The organism is Allobosea sp. GW821-FHT09G06, assembly GCF_059416005.1.
This window is the reverse complement of sequence record NZ_JBWKOI010000005.1, coordinates 308,572-328,754: the sequence shown is the minus strand read 5'-3', so window position 1 is coordinate 328,754 and position 20,183 is coordinate 308,572. Positions and strand designations below refer to the sequence as shown.

General features: G+C 65.6%; 20 protein-coding genes. 9 read left to right on the top strand and 11 right to left on the bottom strand.

The window, feature by feature from the left end:
* From AC07NY_RS23090 to AC07NY_RS23075, 4 genes are all read left to right on the top strand, one after another.
* Positions 1–426: DNA translocase FtsK (locus tag AC07NY_RS23090; protein WP_494585747.1), on the top strand; the 426-nt coding region annotated here is incomplete at its 5' end.
* 187 nt (positions 427–613) lie between these two features.
* On the top strand, positions 614–1,459 hold the full coding sequence (locus tag AC07NY_RS23085) for a LolA family protein (RefSeq protein ID WP_494585746.1): 846 nt from the start codon (positions 614–616) through the stop codon (positions 1,457–1,459).
* 81 nt (positions 1,460–1,540) lie between these two features.
* Entirely contained in the window at positions 1,541–2,356 is an 816-nt protein-coding gene (gene xth, locus AC07NY_RS23080; protein ID WP_494585745.1) for an exodeoxyribonuclease III, read from the top strand.
* A gap of 116 nt (positions 2,357–2,472) precedes the next feature.
* Positions 2,473–3,390, top strand: coding sequence for an EamA family transporter (locus AC07NY_RS23075; protein ID WP_494585744.1), 918 nt, complete (start codon positions 2,473–2,475; stop codon positions 3,388–3,390).
* A gap of 9 nt (positions 3,391–3,399) precedes the next feature.
* Here the strand turns inward: AC07NY_RS23075 and AC07NY_RS23070 are convergent, their stop codons facing one another.
* Together AC07NY_RS23070 and AC07NY_RS23065 are read right to left on the bottom strand one after the other, a co-directional pair.
* Positions 3,400–3,864, bottom strand: a complete 465-nt coding sequence (locus AC07NY_RS23070; protein WP_494585743.1) for a cyclic nucleotide-binding domain-containing protein — start codon at positions 3,862–3,864, stop codon at positions 3,400–3,402.
* Between the two features lie 3 nt (positions 3,865–3,867).
* Positions 3,868–4,554 carry a response regulator transcription factor gene (locus AC07NY_RS23065; RefSeq protein ID WP_257735408.1) on the bottom strand — a complete coding sequence of 229 codons (687 nt, stop codon included), beginning with the start codon at positions 4,552–4,554 and terminating at the stop codon, positions 3,868–3,870.
* Positions 4,555–4,637: 83 nt separating this feature from the next.
* On the opposite strand from AC07NY_RS23065, the gene AC07NY_RS23060 reads away from it, so the two are divergent.
* Positions 4,638–5,204 (top strand): L,D-transpeptidase family protein, encoded by a 567-nt coding sequence (locus AC07NY_RS23060; RefSeq protein WP_494585742.1) that lies wholly within the window; start codon positions 4,638–4,640, stop codon positions 5,202–5,204.
* Between the two features lie 104 nt (positions 5,205–5,308).
* Entirely contained in the window at positions 5,309–5,689 is a 381-nt protein-coding gene (locus AC07NY_RS23055; protein WP_494585741.1) for a glyoxalase superfamily protein, read from the top strand.
* Positions 5,690–5,853: 164 nt separating this feature from the next.
* Here AC07NY_RS23055 and AC07NY_RS23050 read toward each other — a convergent pair whose 3' ends face one another.
* Entirely contained in the window at positions 5,854–6,519 is a 666-nt protein-coding gene (locus AC07NY_RS23050) for a YggS family pyridoxal phosphate-dependent enzyme (protein WP_492288351.1), read from the bottom strand.
* 153 nt (positions 6,520–6,672) lie between these two features.
* Between AC07NY_RS23050 and leuS the strand changes: the two genes are divergently transcribed.
* From leuS to holA, 3 genes are read left to right on the top strand one after another with little or no spacing between them, the layout of a single operon-like run.
* Positions 6,673–9,297, top strand: coding sequence for a leucine--tRNA ligase (leuS, locus tag AC07NY_RS23045; RefSeq protein ID WP_494585740.1), 2,625 nt, complete (start codon positions 6,673–6,675; stop codon positions 9,295–9,297).
* Positions 9,284–9,817 carry a hypothetical protein gene (locus AC07NY_RS23040; protein WP_494585739.1) on the top strand — a complete coding sequence of 178 codons (534 nt, stop codon included), beginning with the start codon at positions 9,284–9,286 and terminating at the stop codon, positions 9,815–9,817. The genes leuS and AC07NY_RS23040 overlap by 14 nt, the downstream gene beginning before the upstream one ends.
* Before the next feature lie 6 nt (positions 9,818–9,823).
* Positions 9,824–10,852, top strand: coding sequence for a DNA polymerase III subunit delta (gene holA, locus AC07NY_RS23035; protein ID WP_492288354.1), 1,029 nt, complete (start codon positions 9,824–9,826; stop codon positions 10,850–10,852).
* Position 10,853: 1 nt separating this feature from the next.
* On the opposite strand, the gene AC07NY_RS23030 is transcribed toward holA, so the two are convergent.
* From AC07NY_RS23030 to hemE, 8 genes are all read right to left on the bottom strand, one after another.
* A complete protein-coding gene (locus AC07NY_RS23030) occupies positions 10,854–11,735 on the bottom strand; it encodes a ParB/RepB/Spo0J family partition protein (RefSeq protein ID WP_492288355.1) in 882 nt (293 codons plus the stop codon).
* Positions 11,736–11,765: 30 nt separating this feature from the next.
* The gene (locus AC07NY_RS23025) at positions 11,766–12,596 is read right to left on the bottom strand and encodes a ParA family protein (RefSeq protein WP_257735416.1); all 831 of its coding nucleotides are present in this window, start codon (positions 12,594–12,596) and stop codon (positions 11,766–11,768) included.
* Positions 12,593–13,240: a 16S rRNA (guanine(527)-N(7))-methyltransferase RsmG gene (gene rsmG, locus AC07NY_RS23020; protein ID WP_494585738.1), complete on the bottom strand. Its 648-nt coding sequence runs from the start codon at positions 13,238–13,240 to the stop codon at positions 12,593–12,595. Before rsmG ends, AC07NY_RS23025 begins: the two co-directional genes overlap by 4 nt.
* On the bottom strand, positions 13,237–15,123 hold the full coding sequence (gene mnmG, locus AC07NY_RS23015; RefSeq protein WP_494585737.1) for a tRNA uridine-5-carboxymethylaminomethyl(34) synthesis enzyme MnmG: 1,887 nt from the start codon (positions 15,121–15,123) through the stop codon (positions 13,237–13,239). The genes rsmG and mnmG overlap by 4 nt, the downstream gene beginning before the upstream one ends.
* A 65-nt stretch (positions 15,124–15,188) precedes the next feature.
* Entirely contained in the window at positions 15,189–16,502 is a 1,314-nt protein-coding gene (mnmE, locus tag AC07NY_RS23010) for a tRNA uridine-5-carboxymethylaminomethyl(34) synthesis GTPase MnmE (RefSeq protein WP_494585736.1), read from the bottom strand.
* A gap of 590 nt (positions 16,503–17,092) precedes the next feature.
* Positions 17,093–18,358 carry a transcription termination factor Rho gene (gene rho, locus AC07NY_RS23005; protein WP_492288359.1) on the bottom strand — a complete coding sequence of 422 codons (1,266 nt, stop codon included), beginning with the start codon at positions 18,356–18,358 and terminating at the stop codon, positions 17,093–17,095.
* A 225-nt stretch (positions 18,359–18,583) separates the two neighbouring features.
* Positions 18,584–19,006: a protoporphyrinogen oxidase HemJ gene (gene hemJ / locus AC07NY_RS23000; protein ID WP_492288360.1), complete on the bottom strand. Its 423-nt coding sequence runs from the start codon at positions 19,004–19,006 to the stop codon at positions 18,584–18,586.
* Between the two features lie 11 nt (positions 19,007–19,017).
* Positions 19,018–20,052, bottom strand: coding sequence for a uroporphyrinogen decarboxylase (gene hemE / locus AC07NY_RS22995; protein ID WP_494585735.1), 1,035 nt, complete (start codon positions 20,050–20,052; stop codon positions 19,018–19,020).
* Positions 20,053–20,183 lie beyond the last annotated feature (131 nt).

Genomic DNA, 20,183 nt, shown 5'->3' with positions numbered 1-20,183 from the left:
CTGCTCGGCCAGGGCGACATGCTCTACATGGCCGGCGGCGGGCGCATCACCCGCGTCCACGGCCCCTTCGTCTCGGATGCCGAGGTCGAGAAGGTGGTCGCGCATCTCAAGACGCAAGGCCGTCCGCAATATCTCGACGCCGTCACCTCCGAGGAGGACGAGGGCGGCGAGGACGAGGACGGCGCCGTCTTCGACAAGACCGGCATGGGCTCGACCGACTCGGACGACCCTTACGAGCAGGCGGTCGCGGTCGTGCTGCGCGACAAGAAGGCTTCGACCTCCTACATCCAGCGCCGCCTCCAGATCGGCTACAACCGCGCCGCATCCATCATGGAGCGCATGGAGAACGAGGGCATCGTCGGACCCGCCAACCACGCCGGGAAACGCGAAATCCTCGTCGAAGGCCAGAATCAGCACGACGAATGAGGCTGGCGACGCCGAGCGCCCTTGCGGCAACCGGCGCCAGTCCTCAAATTGCCATGACGATGCTGCAACCTCCGCAGCAGGCCAGACGTTGAGGCGGAAAGACCAGATCGGGAAATCGTCCGGCTTCCCGCGTCAGCGATCTCTAGGCCTCGGCAGGAACGGCCGCGGCATAAGGAATGGAGCAGCCTTGCTCGACAGATTGACCCCGGCCTTCCGGGCTTCGGTTCTGGTGACGACGCTGGTCGGATGCGCGCTCGCGGCCGGTCCGCTGGCGGCGCAGCCGCTTCAGCTCCAGCCGCCGAAGCCCGCCGCCGCCAAGCCCGCCCCGCGCCTAGTCCTGCCGCCGCCCCGGCCCGCCGGCCTCGGCGAGACGCGCACTGCCGCGACGGAAGCCGCCCCGATCCAGGCCGCAGCGACGAACGCCCCTGCCGCAGCCGCCCCTGCGGCCGAGGCGGCCAAGCCAGCCGCTGCTCCCGCCAGGGGCAAGCAGGCGCCGCCTGCGACCCAGGAAGAGGCCGTCGAGCGACTCAACACCTATCTCAACAGCTTCCAGACCCTGCAGGGCAATTTCATCCAGCACGCCGCCAATGGCCGGCGGCTGGAGGGGCGCATCTATATCCAGCGCCCCGGCAAGATGCGCTTCGAATACGAGCCGCCGACCACCACGGAGGTGATCGCGGACGGCACCTCGGTCGCCGTGCGCGACAAGCGCCTCGCGACGCAGGACATCTATTCGATCGGCCAGACACCGCTGAAATTCCTCGTCCGCGAGAAAATGGACCTCGCCCGCGAGGGCACGCTGAAGGGTGCCAGCATCGACGGCGACCTGCTCACGGTCCGGCTGGAAGACCGCTCGACGCTGGGCGGCACCTCGAAGATCACGCTCAAGTTCGATCTCGTCGCGAACGAACTCCGGCAATGGGTCGTGGTCGATCCGCAGGGTTACGAGACCGCGATCTCGCTTTACAATCTCGACACCCGCCGCCGGCCCGATCCGCAGAATTTCGTGATCGACTACCAGCGCAAGCTCTGACGACACCGGCAGGCCGAAAACGGCTTGCCTTTTGCTGCCTGACGACCCAGTTTCCGGCCTCCTCCCTGCCGGAATCCTCGCGTGCAACTCACCGTCACCAGCTGGAACATCAATTCCGTCCGCCTGCGCATCGGCATGGTCGGGGAATTCCTGACCGCCCACGCCCCCGACGTACTCTGCCTGCAGGAGACCAAGACGCCGGACGAGCAGTTCCCGGCCAAGGCCTTCCACCAGCTCGGCTATGTCCATCAGGCCTTCATCGGCCAGAAGGGCTATAACGGCGTCGCCATCGTCTCGAAATTGCCCTTCAGCGAGAAGGAGGCGATGTCGATGTGCGGCCGCAACGACGCCCGGCACATGACGGTGACGCTCGACAAGGCCGCCGGTCCTGCTGCCGGCATCGCTATCCATAATTTCTACATCCCGGCCGGCGGCGACCTCCCCGACCCCGAGAAGAACGACAAGTTCGCCCATAAGCTCGCCTTCCTCGACGAGATCGGCGCCTGGGGCGTGACGAAGAAGCCGACCGACCGGCCGGCGATCCTGCTCGGCGACCTCAACATCGCGCCTTATGAGCACGACGTCTGGAGCCACAAGCAGCTCCTCGACGTCGTCAGCCACACGCCGATCGAGACGACGACGCTGGAGAAGCTGCGCAGTGAGCTCGGCTGGACCGACGCGGCCCGCACGCTGCGGCCCGAGCCCGAGAAGCTCTATTCGTGGTGGAGCTATCGCGCGCAGGACTGGGCGGCCTCGAACAAGGGCCGCCGGCTCGACCATATCTGGCTCTCGGACGGGCTGAAGCCGGCTTTGCGCGATCTCACCTTCCTGCGCGAGGCCCGCGGCTGGGAGCGCCCCTCCGACCATGTCCCGGTCACGGTGACGCTGGAGCTCTGACGGGCCCGCGCGGCGCTTCATGCCGCAGCGGCCCCCCAGCCATGCCGGGCCGTCCTAACCGGCGAACAGGCCTGCATGGTATTGGCCGGCGTAAGTTCTCCGGCGAAGCCAGTCCCGTGCAGCCAGCTCTCCCCACGACACTCTCATTCCGCGACGGGCTGCTCATACTGGCCGTCATGGTGGTCTGGGGCACGAATTTCGTCGTCATCCATATCGGCGTCGAACATTTCCCGCCGCTGCTCTTCGCGGCCCTGCGCTTCACCTTCGCGCTCCTGCCGGCGGTCTTCTTTCTGAAGCGGCCCGACGCACCCTGGAGCAAGCTCGCCGCCTATGGCGTGCTGATCGGCGCCGGGCAGTTCGGCCTGCTCTTTTTCGCCATCAAGGGCTTCATCGCGCCGGGCCTGGCCTCGCTCGTCGTGCAGTCGCAGCCCTTCTTCACGATCCTGCTGGCGGCGGCGATCACGCATGAGCGCGTGCAGCCCTTCCAGATCGCGGGCCTCCTCCTTGCGGCCATCGGCATTGGCGTGATCCTCTGGCACACCGACGGCTCGACCACGCCGCTCGGCATCGTCCTCGTGCTCGGCGCGGCGTTGTGCTGGGCTGCCGGCAATATCGTCGCGCGCAGCACGCCCAGGGTCGATATGCTCGCCTATGTCGTCTGGACGAGCCTGTTCGCGATCCCGCCGCTGCTAGCCCTGTCCTGGACGATCGAAGGCTGGCCGGCGATCCGCATGGGCCTCACCGAAGCTCCGGCAGCCGCCTGGGCCGCCGCGATCTGGCAGGCAGTCGGCAATGTCATGTTCGGCTATGCCGTCTGGGGCTGGCTGCTCTCGCGCTATGCCGCCGCCACGGTCGCGCCCACATCCCTGCTGGTCCCGATCTTCGGGATGGGCGCCGCCGCCGTCTGGCTTGGCGAGCCCTTGCCGGTCTGGAAATTCGTCGCGGCCGGGCTGGTGCTCTCCGGCTTGTGCCTCAACAGCCTCTGGCCGCGCTTCGCCGCGATCCGGGCGGCAAGGCATCCGCCCTCGTCCTGAACAGCCGCACTACGTCCGGTCGATCGCGTTCAGCGCGTCCTGAACGGCCGTGAGTTCTCCGACGAAGCCCTGCAACCGGGCCCCGATCGCAGCGGCGATGGCCTCCGCCGAATCAGGTGATTCGCCGAGCACGCGCCGCATCACGCTGCGCGGCAGCCGCATCACCTGCGTCGGCTCGCGCGCGATCGCCGTGACCTGACGCGGTACCGAGGTGAACAGGGCAAGCTCGCCGATCATCGCGCCGGGGCCGATGATTTCGGTCGCCGGCTTGCCGTCGTCCTGCACCGTCAGCGCGACCGCGCCGGACACCACCAGCACGGCCCCGTCCGACGGCTCGCCAGCGCGGAACAGCACGTCTCCGGCGCGCAGGATGCGGCTTTCGGCCGCGAAGGCGAGCAATCGCAGCGCATCGCGCTCCATCAGGCTCAGCAGCGGCTGCCGGGCCAGCAGGGCCATGTCTTCGTCGAGCGCCATCCGTCAGGGATTCAGCCGGTAGCCGCCGGCATCGGTGACCAGAAGCCGCGCATTGCCCGGATCGGGCTCGATCTTCTGGCGCAGCCGGTAGATATGGGTTTCGAGCGTATGCGTGGTCACCTGGCTGTTATAGCCCCAGACCTCCTGCAGAAGCACCTCCCGCGCGATCGGCTTGCGGCCGGCGCGATAGAGGAAGCGCAGGATCGCCGTTTCCTTCTCGGTGAGCTTGGTCTTGGAGCCCTTCTCGCTGACGAGCAGCTTGGAGCCCGGATGGAATGTGTAGGGCCCGACCTGAAAGATCGCATCCTCGCTCGCCTCGTATTGCCGAAGATGGGCGCGGATCCGCGCCAGCAGCACGGCGAACTTGAACGGCTTGACCACATAGTCGTTGGCGCCGGCCTCGAGCCCGAGCACGGTATCGGCATCCGAGCCCTGTGCGGTCAGCATCACCACCGGACTCTTGAAGCCGTTCTTGCGCATCACCTTGACAGCCTCGCGCCCATCCATGTCGGGCAGGCCGACATCCATCACGGCGAGGTCGACGCGGTCGCCCTGCACGGCCTTGATCGCCGCCGTCGCAGTGTCGGCCGTCGAGAGCCGGAACTCCTCGTAGAGGGAGAGCTGCTCGGACAGCGTGTCGCGCAAGGTCTGGTCGTCATCGACCAGCAGGATATGATGGACGGCGGACATGAATGGGGTTCGCTCGAACGCAGGGATTGCGGCAACATGAGCCTGCTGAGTCGTCATCGCAAGTGAGGCCGCCTGGAATTCCCGTGAGAAACCGCTCCAACCATCCAGCCGCGCCGCATGACGGACCGCGCAATCTCACCGCCCTGCGGGTGTTTGCCTCGGTCCATGATCGCCGCAAGGGCTTCCTCGTCGCCGGCAATGCCATCTTCCCCTGCGCGCTCGGCCGCTCCGGCATCGGCACCGTCAAACGCGAGGGCGACGGCCGCACACCGCGCTTCGACCTGCCTTTGCGCAGCGTTTTCTACCGGGCCGATCGCCTTTCACGGCCGCGCACCCTCTTGCCGCTGAAGCGGATCGGGCCGCGCGACGCCTGGTGCGACGACCAGAAGGATCGCCGCTACAACCGCCTGATCGACCGCCCGCCGGGCGAGGCCGAAGAGCGTCTCCAGCGCGAGGATCATCTCTATGATGTGATCGTCGAGCTCGGCTGGAACGACCGCCCGGTGCAGCGTGGGCGTGGCAGCGCGATCTTCTGGCACCTCGCCCGCGCCGGCTTCACGCCGACGGCCGGCTGCGTCGCCGTCGAGGGCCATGTCTTCGCCAAGCTGCTGCCCAGGCTGGCCCGCCATTGCCGGATCGTGGTGAGGTGAGCTAGGAGAGACGCGGGCACCGTCTCGATCATATCTTCGGATCAGGCTGCTGCGTTCCCGGGCACCGTCTCGCGGCGCGGCACGATCCCAGCCAGAGATTTGCGATGACTGATTCGGTTTCCTCGTTCCGCTTCGGGCGGATCGCCGCCATGCTGCCCGTGGCCGACATGGCCCGCGCCTGCGACTTCTATGTCAGTGCCCTCGGCTTCCGGAAAACCTTCGAGAACGGCGACCCCGTCGGCTTCATGATCCTGAAGCGCGACGCGGCAGAGCTGCACCTGACGCTCCAGCCAGGCCACAAGGCGGCGGATTTCAACGTCGCCCACATGATGGTCGAGGATATCGACGCGGTGCATGCCGTGATCCGCGCGCACGGCCTGCGCATCGTCAAGGGCCTGCGCGACAAGGATTACGGCCTGCGCGCCTTCGTCTTCGAAGACCCGGACGGCAACCGCATCGATGTCGGCGAGCCCTTGAAGAAATAGCAGCGAAACCCGCTGTCTTCCCGTGCGCGCTGCGGCGCGAAGTGCCGCTGCGCAGACACGGGACCGTCGTCAGAAGAGAGCGCCCCATCCGGAAAACGGTCCCGCATCTGCGCAGCAGCATTGCATGCTGCAGCGCGTGCGGGATGACCGCGCTTGGAAAGAGGTCAGCCCCGCGCGCCGAAAATCGCGCTGCCAACGCGGACATAGGTCGCGCCGAGCTGGATCGCCGCCTCGTAATCGGCGCTCATGCCCATCGACAGGCCCTTGAGTCCGTTGCGGGCGGCGATCTTGGCAAGCAAACCGAAATGCGGCGAGGGCGGCTCGTCGGCCGGCGGGATGCACATCAGCCCCTCGATCGCGAGACCGTGAACCTCGCGGCAGCGGGCGATGAAGGCATCCGTCTCGGCCGGTAGCACGCCGCCCTTCTGCGCTTCCTCGCCGGTATTGACCTGCACGAAGAACCGCGGCGCCTTGCCCGCCCGCGCGATCTCACGCGCCAATTCCTTCGCTAGGCTCTCCCGATCCAGCGACTGGATGACGTCGAAGAGCTCGACCGCCTCGCGCGCCTTGTTCGATTGCAGCGGGCCGATCATGTGCAGTTCGGCATCCGGAAAACGTTCCTTCAGCGCCGGCCATTTCGCCTTGGCTTCCTGCACATAGTTTTCGCCGAAGATGCGCTGCCCGGCTTCGAGCACCTCGGTGATCTGCTCGGCCGGCTTGGTCTTCGAGACCGCGACCAGCGCGACCGAGCCAGCTTCACGCCCGAAATCGCGCTCGGCGCGGCCGATCGCCGCCCGAATCTCCGCCAAACGCGTAACCGTATCGCTCATCTGCCAGCCTCTCATGCCCTGCACGCCGTTGACCGCGTGCGCGCAATGGTGTCCTAGAGCAGGTTGCAAGATTCCGACATCCGGTTTTTGCATTCAGCCCCTGCGCCGGCCTGCCTCCGGGAGCCGGCAAACCCGCAAGAATTGCCCGCTGACATGGCCGTCGAACGCTACAATCCGAAAGAGTCCGAGCCGAAATGGCGCACCGTCTGGGAGGAGCGCAAGCTTTTCGAGACGAGGAACGACGACACCCGGCCGAGCTACTACGTCCTCGAGATGTTCCCCTATCCGTCGGGGCGCATCCATATGGGCCATGTCCGCAACTACGCGATGGGCGACGTCGTCGCGCGCTACAAGCGCGCCAAGGGTTTCTCGGTGCTGCATCCGATGGGCTGGGACGCTTTCGGCCTGCCAGCCGAGAACGCCGCCAAGCAGAAGAAGGTCCATCCGCGCGAATGGACCTACGAGAACATCGCGACGATGCGCAAGCAGCTCAAGTCGATGGGCCTGTCGCTCGACTGGAGCCGCGAGCTCGCGACCTGCGACCCCAGCTACTATCGCCACCAGCAGAAGATGTTCCTGGACTTTCTCAAGGCCGGGCTGGTCGACCGCAAGACCGCCAAGGTCAACTGGGATCCGGTCGACGAGACCGTGCTGGCCAACGAACAGGTCATCGACGGACGTGGCTGGCGCTCAGGTGCCCCGGTCGAGATCCGCGAACTGACCCAGTGGTTCTTCAAGATCACCGAATATGGCCAGGAGCTGAATGACGCCCTGGAAGGCCTGACCCGCTGGCCCGAGAAGGTCCGGCTGATGCAGAAGAACTGGATCGGCCGCTCGGAAGGCCTGCTGGTTCGTTTCGCTCTCGAATCGAATGGCGCCGGACAGGACGAGGTCGAGGTCTACACCACCCGCCCGGATACGCTGTTCGGCGCCAAGTTCGTCGCCATCGCGCCCGATCATCCGATCGCCAAGTCGATCGCGGCGAAGAGCCCGTCGCTGCAGGCCTTCATCGACGAATGCAAGCGCACGGGCACGGCGCAGGAAGCCATCGACAAGGCCGAGAAGCTTGGCTTCGACACCGGTTTGCGCGCCGTCCACCCGCTCGATCCCAGCTGGACGCTGCCGGTCTATGTCGCGAACTTCGTCCTGATGGAATACGGCACCGGCGCCATCTTTGGCTGCCCGGCGCATGACCAGCGCGACCTCGACTTCGTCAACAAGTATGGCCTGGGCAATATCCCGGTCGTCGCGCCCGAGGGCACCGACCCGGCGGGCTTCGTCATCACCGACACCGCCTATGACGGCGACGGCCGGATGATCAATTCCCGCTTCCTCGACGGCCTGACCATCGCGGAAGCCAAGGAGGAGGTCGCCCGCCGCCTCGAAGGTGAAACCCGTGGCAATCGCCCGGTCGGCCAGCGCAAGGTCAATTTCCGCCTGCGCGACTGGGGCATCTCGCGCCAGCGCTACTGGGGTTGCCCGATCCCGGTCATCCATTGTTCCGCTTGCGGAACGGTGCCGGTTCCGGACGCCGATCTCCCCGTTCAGCTGCCGGACGACGTCTCCTTCGAGAAGCCGGGCAACCCGCTCGACCATCATCCGACCTGGAAGCATGTCGCCTGCCCGCAATGCGGCAAGGATGCCCCTCGCGAGACGGACACGATGGACACTTTCGTCGATTCGTCCTGGTATTTCGCCCGCTTCACCGACCCGTGGCGGACGGAGAGCCCGACCGACCGCAAGGCCGTCGACCGCTTCCTGCCGGTCGACCAGTATATCGGCGGCGTCGAGCACGCGATCCTGCACCTGCTCTATTCGCGCTTCTTCACCCGCGCGATGAAGAAGACCGGTCATGCCGGCCTGGACGAGCCCTTCGCCGGCCTGTTCACCCAGGGCATGGTCGTGCACGAGACCTATCGTGCCGCCAATGGTGACTGGGTCGAGCCAGGCAATGTCCGCATCGAGGTCTCCGGCACTGACCGGCGCGGCTTCGACGTCGATACCGGCGCGCCGATCGAGATCGGCGCCATCGAGAAGATGTCGAAGTCCAAGAAGAACGTCGTGGACCCCGACGACATCATCGCCTCCTACGGCGCCGACACCGCGCGCTGGTTCATGCTCTCGGATTCGCCGCCGGATCGCGATGTGATCTGGACCGACGAGGGCGTGCAGGGCGCCGCCCGCTTCGTCCAGCGCCTCTGGCGCCTGGTCGCCGAGATCGCCGAGCGCACCGGCGGCAAGGCCGACAGGCCCGCCGCGATCGGCGAAGCCGCGCTGGCCCTGCGCAAGGCGAGCCATCGCGCGCTCGACGCCGTCGGCGCCGATATCGAGCGCCTCGGCTTCAATCGCTGCGTCGCCCATATCTACACGCTGACCAACGCCATCGGTAAGGCACTCGACGGCGCTGCCGAGAAGCCCGAGCTCGATGCCGATATCGCTTTCGCGCTCCTTGAGGCTGCCACGATCGTCACCCAGCTTGTGGCGCCGATGATGCCGCATCTGGCCGAGGAATGCTGGCAGGCACTCGGCCTGAAGGGCCTCGCCGGCGAGGCGTCCTGGCCGGAGGTCGATCCTGCGCTGCTGAAGGATGACAGCATCACGCTGCCGGTCCAGCTCAACGGCAAGAAGCGCGCGGAGGTGACCGTGGCCGCGGATGCCGATACGGTGGCGGTGGAAGCGGCCGTACGCGCCAACGACGCCGTTCAGCGGGCTCTCGAAGGGCGCCCGATCCGCAAGATCATCGTGGTTCCCGGGAGAATCGTGAATGTCGTCGTCTGAAGCCGCCCGCCCTCGCCGCGTCCTGCTGGCGGTCGCGCTGACGGTCGCCGCCCTCGCCGGCGGCTGCTTCCAGCCGCTCTATTCCGACTACACCACCAGCACCGTCGGCGGCAGCGTCAAGACGGCACTGCGCGGCGTCGAGATCCCGGAGATGAAGGGCCTGATCGGCCATTATTTCCGCAACGAGCTGGTCTTCGAGCTCGACGGCAGCGGCGACGCCGACGGCCCGAGAACCTCGAAGCTTGAAGCAGCCATCGCCGAATCGGTCGAGGTCGTCACCGTCGACTATGCCAATGGCCGCGCCGATTCGGCCGTCCTCGTCGCGACAGCGACCTGGAAGCTGACCCAGAACGGCACCGGCAAGGTTCTCGCTTCCGGCACGAATTCCGTCCGCGTTCCCTATGAGCGCTCCTCGCAGCGCTTCGCCACCGTGCGCGCCGCGCGCGATGCGCAGGTCCGCGCGGCAAAGAACCTCGCCACCATCGTCCGGGGCCAGATCGCCGCCGACCTCGCCTCCTGACGCATCATGGTTGCGATCAAGGCGCACGAGGCCGAACGCACCCTCGCACGGCTCGATCCCGCCTGGCGGCTGGTCCTGATCTACGGCCCCGATGCCGGCCTCGTCTCCGAGCGGGCGGCGGGTTTGGCGCGCGCCAGCGTCGATGATCCCCAGGACGCCTTCCAGCTCATTCGCATGGATGGCGACGCGATCGCCTCCGATCCGCTCAAGCTCGCCGACGAGGCCAACACGATCGGCCTCTTCGGCGGCCGCCGCGCCATCCGGGTCTCTCCCACCTCGAAGCCGCTGCTGGCCGCGCTGGAGCCTTTGCTCGCAACCCCGTCGCAGGATGCGCTCGTCATCGTCGAGGCCGGCGACCTCCAGCGCAACAACCCCATCCGCACCGCCTGCGAGAAGGCAAAGACCGCCCTCGCGATACCCTGCTATGGGGATGCGGCGCGCGACCTCGGCTCGATCATCGACGAAATGGTTCGGGCTGCCGGCAAATCAATCGACCGCGTCACGCGCGATCACCTCACCGGCCTGCTCGGCGGTGACCGGCAGACATCGCGCCGCGAGATCGAGAAGCTCTTGCTCTATGTCGGCTCTGACCCGGCCGTGCAGGTCGAGCATGTCGACGCCGTGGTCGGCGACACCGCCCAGCGCGAGCAGGCCATGCTGGTCGATGCGGTGTTCGCCGGGAAGCTGCCGGTCCTCGACCTCGCCCAGGCCAAGCTCAGCAGCGAGGGGCTCGACCCCGGCGTCATGCTGGGCGCCGTGTTGCGGCAAGCCCTGACGCTCCTGAAGGCGCGCCAGTCGATTGATGCCGGGAAAGGGCTTCGCGACGTCGTCGCGACGATGCGCCTGCCCTATCCGCGCATCGCGACGACGGAAGCGGCGCTGAATGCCTGGTCCAGCGCCAAGCTCAGCGAGGCCGTCGGTCTGCTGGGCAATGCCGTGCTGGCGACGCGCCAGAACGCCGATATGGGCCGGGCCATCGCGACCCGCGCCCTCTGGACGCTCGCACGGCTCGGGCGCGCCGGCCGCGGAGAGTAAGTCAGGACTTCAGGCGATGGCAGAGCGCGTCGAGCTGCTCGAGCGTCTTGTAGCCGATCTTGATCTCGCCCGAGCCATTGGCCCGATGCCCGATCGAGACCGATAGGCCGAGCGCCTCCTCCAGTGCCTTTTCCAGAGCCCGCGTATCCGGGTCCTTCACGGCCTTCGGCTTACTCGGCGCGGAGCTCCTGGTCTCGCCGCGCGCCTCTTCCTGCACGATCCGCTCGATATCGCGGACGCTCAGACCATCATCGATGATCTTCTGCGCCATGAATTCCGGGTCCGAAACGGACAGGAGCGCACGGGCATGGCCGGCGGACACCGCACCTTCGCTGACCAGCTTGCGCACCGGTTCCGGCAGCTTGGACAGGCGCAACGTGTTGGCGACATGGCTGCGGCTTTTGCCGATGACACGGGCCAAGTCATTCTGCGTATAGCCGAATTCGGCGATCAGGCGCTCATAGCCCGCCGCTTCCTCGATGGCGTTGAGATCCGTGCGCTGCACGTTCTCGACGATGGCGATCTCCAGCGCCTCGCGATCATCGGCTTCGACCAAGAGCACCGGAACGTCGTGCAATTCGGCCCGCTGGGCCGCACGCCAGCGACGCTCACCCGCGATGATCTCGTAGGCGTCCATCATTCCGGGAATGGAACGAACGATGATCGGCTGCAGGATACCGCGCTCGCGGATCGAGGTGGTCAGATCCTCGAGATCCTCCTCGACGAAGTTGCGACGCGGGTTGCGGGCGCTCGGCCGCAGAAACTCGACGGGAACGCGACGCTGGCCGCGAGCCCGCTCGATCGCCCCGATCTCGTCGCCGACATCGCCGATCAGTGCCGCCAGACCGCGGCCAAGGCGGGAACGCCCCTGTTCTTCGGCCATCGCCATCCTCATCAACCTCTAAGTTTGTTCTTATGCCGCGGCCCGCAGGGCGCGCTCGCGCTTGATCACTTCCGAAGCGAGCCGCAGATAGGCCTGCGACCCCGAGCAGCGCAGATCGTAGAGCAGCGCCGGCTTGCCATAGGACGGCGCCTCGGAAATCCGCACATTGCGGGGAATCACCGTCTCGTAGACCTTGTCGCCGAGGAAGCTCCTCACATCGGCCATAACCTGGCCCGACAGGTTGTTACGCGGATCGAACATCGTCAGCACGACGCCCTGGATAATCAGGCGCGGATTGAGGCCAGCCTTGACCTGCTCGACGGTCTTGAGCAGCTGGCTCAAGCCTTCCAACGCGAAGAATTCGCATTGAAGCGGGACCAGCACCGCATCCGCTGCCGTCATCGCATTGATCGTGATCAGGCTGAGCGAGGGCGGGCAATCGATCAGGATATAGGTCAGATCCTGACAGCGCTGATCATAGACCAGCTCGTCGATCGCATTCTTCAGGCGATGCGCCCGGTCCTTTGCCGAGGCGATCTCCAGCTCGACACCGAGCAGATCGAGCGTCGAGGGGGCCAGCGACAGGCCGGGCACCGCTGTCGGCTGCAAGGCCTGCCCGAGGCCGACATCGCCACAGAGCACGTCATAGGTCGAGGATTTGCGGCTGCGACGATCGACGCCGAGTCCGGTCGAGGCGTTGCCCTGCGGGTCGAGGTCGACGATCAGCACCTTCTCGCCGATGGCCGCGAGGGCCGTGCCGAGATTGATCGCCGTTGTCGTCTTGCCGACGCCGCCCTTCTGGTTCGCGAGCGCGATCACGCGCGGGCGGCGCGGTGTCGTCACGGATGTGAGCTCAGTCATGGATCGGCTCGTCTCTCCGCCGAGCGTACCATCAGGATTCGCGCGGCATCGTCGGTCACGGAGGAAACCGTTGTCGCTTGAATCTTCCAATATCTTGCCGAGTCGGTCAATTCCGCATCTAGATGTTGTCCCTTGGGAAAGAGACCGAGTGTGCCATTTCTCAACAGCTCATCGCACCAGCCCAGCAATTGGGACAGGGGGGCCAGTGCTCGGGCCGTCACCACATCGACCTTGCCGGTGAAATCGCCGATCACATCCTCGATCCGGGCGGCATGAACCTTGACCGGCGCGCCCGTCACACGGGCCGCATGACGCAGGAAGGCGCATTTCCGGGCATTGCTCTCGACCAGATCGATCTGGCCCTTGCCTTGCTCCGCCAGGCAGATGCCGATCACAAGTCCGGGAAAGCCCCCGCCGGAGCCGAGATCGAGCCAGCGCTCGCGCCCTTCCGCCAAGCCAAAAATCTGGAGGGAATCCGCGATATGCCGCGTCCAGACATCGGCGAGCGTCGCCGAGGAAACGAGGTTCTTCGCGGCCTGCCAGCGCCCGAGCTCCGTGACCAGAAGAGCGAGGCGCTCCTCTGTTTCACGTGAAACAGGCGTCAAGCTCAAAGCGCGCTGACGGTCGCTTTTATCAACAGTCACGGTGAACCTGTGGATAATACGGGAGCCCGGCTCTTCCGGGCGTGAGCCGCGAGCAAGGTCAGAGCCGCCGGCGTCATGCCTTCGATCCGCCCTGCCTGAGCCAGATCGGCCGGGCGCTGTGCCGCGAGCTTGAGCTTGAGTTCGTTCGACAGGCCGGAGATCGCATCGAGGTCGAGATCGGCCGGAACCTTGAGCGATTGATCGCGGCGATAGGCCTGAATCTCCGCCGCCTGCCGATCGAGATAGACCGCATAGACGGCATCCGCCGTCACGCGCGCCACGACCGGAGCGGCATAGTCGTTCAGCTCCGGCCAGACTGAAGCGAGCTGCTCGAAGCCCACATCCGGATAGGACAGGATCTGGTAGGCACTGCGACGCAGACCGTCGTGATTGAGTTGCAGGCCGACGGCCTGCGCCTGCTGCGGCGTCAGCGAGAGAGCCTTCAACTTGTCCCGCAGGACAGAGATATCCCTGTTGCGGGCCTCGAATGCGGCCTGCCGGGCAGAGCCGACAACGCCCAGCTGCAAACCCAGAGGCGTCAAACGTTCGTCAGCATTGTCGACGCGCAAGGACAAACGGAATTCCGCCCGCGACGTGAACATTCGATACGGCTCCGTAACGCCATGCGTCACGAGATCATCGACGAGCACGCCGATATAGGATTGCGTGCGATCGAACACGGTAGCCTCAGCCCCGCCTGCCATCCGCGCCGCATTCAGGCCAGCGAGCAGACCCTGAGCGCCTGCCTCTTCATAGCCGGTCGTGCCGTTGATCTGCCCCGCCAGAAAAAGCCCGGCGATCGTGCGCGTCTCCAGCGTATTCTTCAGGGCGCGCGGATCGACGAAGTCGTACTCGATCGCATAGCCGGGCCGCAGCATCGCCGCTCGTTCGAGGCCCGGAATCGTCTTCAGCAGGTCGAGCTGGACATCCTCGGGCAGGGAGGTCGAGATGCCGTTCGGATAGACCGTATCGTCGTCGAGACCTTCGGGCTCCAGGAAGATCTGGTGGCCGTCGCGATCACCGAAGCGTCCGACCTTGTCCTCGATCGACGGGCAATAGCGCGGCCCGCGCCCTTCGATCTGGCCGGAGAACATCGGAGCGCGATGCAGATTGGCCCGAATGAGGTCATGGCTCGCCAGCGTCGTCCGCGTGATCCCGCAGGAAATCTGCGGGTTGGTGATCGCCGTTGTCAGCGCGGAGAAGGGCTCCGGCGGTTCGTCGCCCGGCTGCATCTCAAGCGCGGCCCAATCGATGCTGCGGCCGTCGAGACGCGGCGGCGTCCCGGTCTTCAGACGGCCGAGCGGAAAGCCATGGCGCTCCAGCGTGGCCGACAGCCCCATCGACGGGGCTTCGTCCACACGCCCGGCCGGAATGCGCCTCTCGCCAATATGGATCAAACCGCGGAGGAACGTGCCTGTCGTCAACACGACCGTTCCGGTAGCGAATCGACGTCCATCGGCAAGGATCACGCCGGCAACGCGGCCAGCTTCAACCTCAAGGTCGAAAACCTCACCCGCGACGACGTCGAGATTGGGTTGCGCTGCCAGGAGTTCCTGCACCGCCTGACGATAGAGCTTGCGATCCGCTTGGGCGCGAGGCCCACGAACGGCCGGGCCCTTCCGGCGGTTGAGCATGCGGAACTGGATGCCACCCAGATCGGCCGCCCGCGCCATGATACCGTCGAGCGCGTCGATCTCGCGAACGAGGTGCCCCTTGCCGAGCCCACCGATGGCGGGATTACAGGACATCACGCCGATGGTTTCCGGCTTATGCGTCACGAGGGCGGTGCGGGCACCGTAGCGTGCCGCGGACGCGGCAGCCTCGGCTCCGGCATGGCCGCCGCCGACGACGATGACGTCGTAGTTCTGCCGTTGAGTTGACATGCGGTTTGGCTATCGAAGCCGGGCGGGCGGGTCAACGAAAACTGCCGGCACGGACCGCGCAGGCTTCACTTTCCGATACAGAATCCCGCAAAAAGCCGATCGAGCACATCCTCGACATCGATCCGCCCGACAAGCCGCTCCAGCGCGACCACGGCCATGCGGATATCCTCGGCAAGCAATTCGCCTTGACCGTGCTGCGCCGTCACAGCGCGCTCCAGCGCCGCAATCGCGTCGGTGACCGCGACGCGGTGGCGTTCCCGTGTCAGGAGGGCCGGCTCTCCAGAAGAAAGCCCCTGGAGTCGCGCGACGATATCCGCAAGCAACTCGGCCAGACCCTCGCCAGTCTTGATGGAAATGGCGCGCTCTCCCGGCAGAACCTGGCCAGTCAGGTCGGATTTTGTGGCGATCGCCAGCAGATTGGCTTCGTTCTCGATTCGATACGGGTCCGAATCGACACCACGCAGGCCGAGGACGAGATCCGCCCGCTCGACCAGCGCGCGAGCCCGTCTGACACCTTCCGCCTCGATCGGGTCGTCGCTGTCACGCAGGCCCGCGGTGTCGATCAGGATGACCGGGATTCCCGCTAGGTCGAGCCTGACCTCCAACGTGTCGCGCGTCGTTCCCGCGATCGGCGAGACGATCGCGACGTCGCGGCGGGCGAGCGCGTTGAGCAGGCTCGACTTGCCGGCATTGGGCGGGCCAGCCAGCACCACGACAAATCCCTCGCGGACGCGCTCGCCCATGGCGAAGCTGCCAAGAGCGCTCCTCAGCGAAGCCAGCACATCCGAAGCGAGATCGATCGCCTGCTCTTGCAGCGGCCCGGAAACATCGCCCTCGTCGGAAAAGTCGAGCTCGGCTGCCAGCAGGCTCATCGCGTCGATCAAGGTCGCACGCCATTCCAGGGTCAGCGTGCCCAGCGCGCCGTCCATCTGGCGCAGCGCCTGCCGGCGCTGCCATTCCGTTTCCGAATCGATCAGGTCCGCCAGGCCTTCGACGGCGGCAAGGTCGAGCTTGCCCGCCTCAAAAGCCCGCCGGGTGAATTCGCCGGCCTCCGCCAGCCGGACATCCGGCAAGGCCGTGAGGACCGCCAGCAGCCGCGCCAGGATCGCCCGCGAACCATGGACATGGAACTCGGCGACATCCTCGCCGGTAAAGCTGGCCGGGGCGGCAAAGAACAGAACCAGCGCGCTATCGATGGCCGCGCCTTCGTTATCGACGAGCCGACGCAAGGTTGCGGTCCGGGGCTCCGGAACCAATCCCGCAAACGTTTCGAGAACGAATCGAACGCGCGGCCCGGAAACCCTAATCACCGCCACGCCGGCTTTACCGGGTGCGGAGGACAGGGCCACGATCGTCGTAAGGGCGTGCTGAGCCATCATTCCTGCCGCGTGCCGGGGAGGCGGCTTCTTGGACGAGCTTCCCGCTAACATCAAGGTCCGAACGGAAGGTGAGCCAGTCGGCCGGGCTGCGGCGCGACAGGCCAGGGCGCGAACGGTATGACTCCGCGGAAAACCGAAGCACTACCGGTCATACCCTTCCTTTCGCTTCAGGTAGTACTATCGGTATGACCGAGATCTGGCCCAATGCGGCCCGGGCTCTGGAGGCCAGAGATCTCCCGAAAACGCGCTTCGCGCGCCAGTGTCGATAGCGCCATACCTGAAAGAGGGTCGGTCTCGCTAAGCTTCTATCGAGCGAAACGGAAGCACCCGCAGCCATCATCGCTAGCTCGATGTCGACATGCCCTCTCGTGGTATGACCCGGCTAGACCAAGTCTGCGTAGGATTGCAGAGGTCTCGACCAAGTCTGGCGGCAAACCGTCCCCATGTAGTTCGTCTCGTCTCCGAATCGAATGCAACTGTCGAGCCGCAACCTGACGTCCAAGGCGCTTTCGGAGCACCCAGAAACAATTTCGCCGCCGCACCGGGATCGGTACGGCGGCGAATCGAAACGCCAGAAAGTTTGCTGACCGTCAGGTGTTCATCGAGTCGAAGAATTCCGAGTTCTGCTTGGTCTGGCGCAGCTTGTCGATGAGGAATTCGATCGCGTCCTGCGGGCCCATCGGGTTGAGGATGCGGCGCAGCACATAGGTCTTCTGCAGGTCGGAGCGCGGCGTGATGAGCTCCTCCTTGCGGGTGCCGGACTTGAGGATGTCGATCGCCGGGAAGATGCGCTTGTCGGCCACCTTGCGGTCGAGCACGATTTCCGAGTTACCCGTGCCCTTGAACTCCTCGAAGATCACCTCGTCCATGCGCGAGCCGGTATCGATCAGCGCGGTCGCGACGATGGTCAGCGAGCCGCCTTCCTCGATATTGCGGGCGGCACCGAAGAAGCGCTTCGGGCGCTGCAGCGCGTTGGCGTCGACACCACCGGTCAGGACCTTGCCGGAGGACGGCACGACGGTGTTGTAGGCGCGGCCGAGACGGGTGATCGAGTCGAGCAGGATCACGACGTCGCGGCCATGCTCGACCAGGCGCTTCGCCTTCTCGATCACCATCTCGGCGACCTGGACGTGGCGGGAAGCCGGCTCGTCGAAGGTCGAGGACACGACCTCGCCCTTCACCGAGCGCTGCATGTCCGTCACTTCTTCCGGACGCTCGTCGATCAGCAGGACGATCAGATAGCACTCGGGATGATTGCTGGTGATCGACTGGGCGATGTTCTGGAGCAGAACCGTCTTACCCGTGCGCGGCGGCGCGACGATCAGCGCGCGCTGGCCCTTGCCGATCGGGGCGACGATATCGATGACCCGCGGCGAGAAATCCTTCTTCGTCGGATCCAACACCTCGAGCTTCAGGCGCTCGTCCGGATAGAGCGGCGTCAGGTTGTCGAAATGGATCTTGTGCTTGATCTTCTCCGGGTCCTCGAAATTGATCGAGTTGACCTTGAGCAGGGCGAAATAGCGCTCGCCATCCTTGGGACCACGGATCGGTCCCTCGACCGTGTCGCCGGTACGCAGGCCGAATTTCCGGATCTGCGACGGCGAAACGTAGATGTCGTCCGGGCCGGGCAGATAGTTCGAATCGGAGGAGCGCAGGAAGCCGAAGCCGTCCTGCAGGACCTCGACGACGCCCTCGCCCAGGATCTCGGTCTCGCGCGCGGCGAGCTGCTTCAGGATGGCGAACATCAGCTCCTGCTTGCGCATGGTGCTGGCGTTCTCGACCTCGACTTCCTCGGCGAAGGCCAGGAGTTCGGTCGGCGACTTGCTCTTGAGCTCTTGAAGCTTGATTTCCCGCATGGGGCACCCGGATCGTGAACACCCTGCCGACAAACAGGGGAGAGGACGGTACTGGATTGATCGACTGAGTCGGTCCTGTCCGGACCTGCGCTTGGGTTGCGCGACATGAGCTGCTGCAAGGGCAGGCGGCTCACGAACAGTCGACAACAAGGGAGGACGCTGGAGAAGCGTAGCGCCCTGATAGCGGGAATCCGGTCCGGGCTCAAGCGGAAAGCGCGACGAGCCTCAGAACGGCTTCACGATGACGAGAATGACGATGCCGACCATGAGCACGGCCGGGATTTCGTTGAGGATGCGGAAATAGCGCGGCGACTTGACGTTCCGGTCATTGGCGAAGTTGCGGACATGCTTCACCAGCACGCCATGGATGCCGGACAGCAGGAACACGAGCAGGAGCTTGCCGTGCAGCCAGCCGCCCTTGAAGCCGAAAGCGTACCAGGCGAGGTAGAGACCCAGCACCCAGGTGACGATCATCGCCGGGTTGATGATGCCCTTGAGCAGCCGGCGCTCCATGATCTTGAAGGTCTCGGACTGGATCGAGCCGGTCTGCGCCTCCGCATGGTAGACCATCAGGCGGGGCAGATAGAGCATGCCGGCCATCCAGGAGATGACAGCCATGACATGGAAAGCCTTGATCCACTCGTACATCGTCTGAGCCCTCAGCCCCGTACCCGTTTCAGCAAGCGCTCGACATGCGCGATCGGCGTATCCGGCAGGATGCCGTGGCCGAGATTGAAGATGAAGGGCCGGTCTCCGAACACTGTCAGGATGGCATCAACCTCCTGCTCCAGCTCAGGACCGCCCGCACGCAGCACCAGCGGATCGAGATGGCCCTGCACCGGGACCTTCGACTGGATGGCGTCGCGGGCAAAGCTCCGGTCGATATCGGTTTCGAGCCCGACGGCATCGACACCAGTCCCGGCGATGTAATCAGGGATCAGGCGCCCCGCCCCGCGCGGGAAGCCGATGATCCGCGCCTGCGGATGTGACCGGCGCACGCCCTCGACGATCCGGCGCGTCGGTTCGATGCACCAGCGCCTGAAATCATCCGGCCCGAGCGATCCCGCCCAGCTGTCGAAAATCTGCACGGCATCGACGCCAGCTTCGATCTGCGCATTCAGATAAGCGACCGACGACGTGACAAGCCGATCGATGATCGCCTGGAACAACACCGGGTCGCGGCCGAACAATTCCTTCGCCGGTCCTTGGTCCGGCGTGCCACGGCCGGCAACCATATAGGTCGCAACCGTCCAGGGCGCTCCACAGAAGCCGATGAAGCCGGTTCCAGAGGGCAGGGCAGCCCGCACCCGCCGCACCGTCTCCAGGATCGGATCGAGCCGGCTCTGATCGGCCTCGCGATCGATCTCGGCCAGGCGCGCCGCATCGGCGACCGGCTCCAGTCGCGGCCCTTCACCCTCAGCGAACCAGAGCTTCTGCCCCAGCGCCTGAGGGGCGACCAGGATATCCGAGAACAGGATCGCGGCATCGAAGCCGAAGCGCCGGATCGGCTGGAGGGTCACCTCGGCCGCCCATTCCGGATTGTAGCAGAGCGACAGGAAACTGCCGGCCTTGGCCCGAAGCTCACGATACTCCGGCAGATAGCGCCCAGCCTGACGCATCAGCCAGATCGGAGGGATCGGCAAGGCTTCGCCGCCGAGCACTCGGATCAGGGCAGGGATCTCGCTTTTCGTCATGCCTGCCGGGCCATCCATCCCGCTATCTCTCAAATAAGATTCCTAGAGAGAATCTTTTGTTTTGACTCTTGGAGGCAGGGAGATAGCCCGCCGCAATTTCGTCCACAACTGATCCACAGCCACTGGGACAG

Bases quoted from the DNA above. Each gene is read 5' to 3' on its own strand.
- leuS (WP_494585740.1), top strand. From the start codon at position 6,673: ATGGCCGTCGAACGCTACAATCCGAAAGAGTCCGAGCCGAAATGGCGC.
- AC07NY_RS23065 (WP_257735408.1), bottom strand. From the start codon at position 4,554: ATGTCCGCCGTCCATCATATCCTGCTGGTCGATGACGACCAGACCTTG.
- rho (WP_492288359.1), bottom strand. From the start codon at position 18,358: ATGCGGGAAATCAAGCTTCAAGAGCTCAAGAGCAAGTCGCCGACCGAA.
- AC07NY_RS23040 (WP_494585739.1), top strand. From the start codon at position 9,284: ATGTCGTCGTCTGAAGCCGCCCGCCCTCGCCGCGTCCTGCTGGCGGTC.
- hemE (WP_494585735.1), bottom strand. From the start codon at position 20,052: ATGACGAAAAGCGAGATCCCTGCCCTGATCCGAGTGCTCGGCGGCGAA.
- AC07NY_RS23030 (WP_492288355.1), bottom strand. From the start codon at position 11,735: ATGGCCGAAGAACAGGGGCGTTCCCGCCTTGGCCGCGGTCTGGCGGCA.
- mnmG (WP_494585737.1), bottom strand. From the start codon at position 15,123: ATGTCAACTCAACGGCAGAACTACGACGTCATCGTCGTCGGCGGCGGC.
- hemJ (WP_492288360.1), bottom strand. From the start codon at position 19,006: ATGTACGAGTGGATCAAGGCTTTCCATGTCATGGCTGTCATCTCCTGG.
- holA (WP_492288354.1), top strand. From the start codon at position 9,824: ATGGTTGCGATCAAGGCGCACGAGGCCGAACGCACCCTCGCACGGCTC.
- mnmE (WP_494585736.1), bottom strand. From the start codon at position 16,502: ATGATGGCTCAGCACGCCCTTACGACGATCGTGGCCCTGTCCTCCGCA.
- AC07NY_RS23055 (WP_494585741.1), top strand. From the start codon at position 5,309: ATGACTGATTCGGTTTCCTCGTTCCGCTTCGGGCGGATCGCCGCCATG.
- AC07NY_RS23050 (WP_492288351.1), bottom strand. From the start codon at position 6,519: ATGAGCGATACGGTTACGCGTTTGGCGGAGATTCGGGCGGCGATCGGC.
- AC07NY_RS23070 (WP_494585743.1), bottom strand. From the start codon at position 3,864: ATGGCGCTCGACGAAGACATGGCCCTGCTGGCCCGGCAGCCGCTGCTG.
- AC07NY_RS23025 (WP_257735416.1), bottom strand. From the start codon at position 12,596: ATGACTGAGCTCACATCCGTGACGACACCGCGCCGCCCGCGCGTGATC.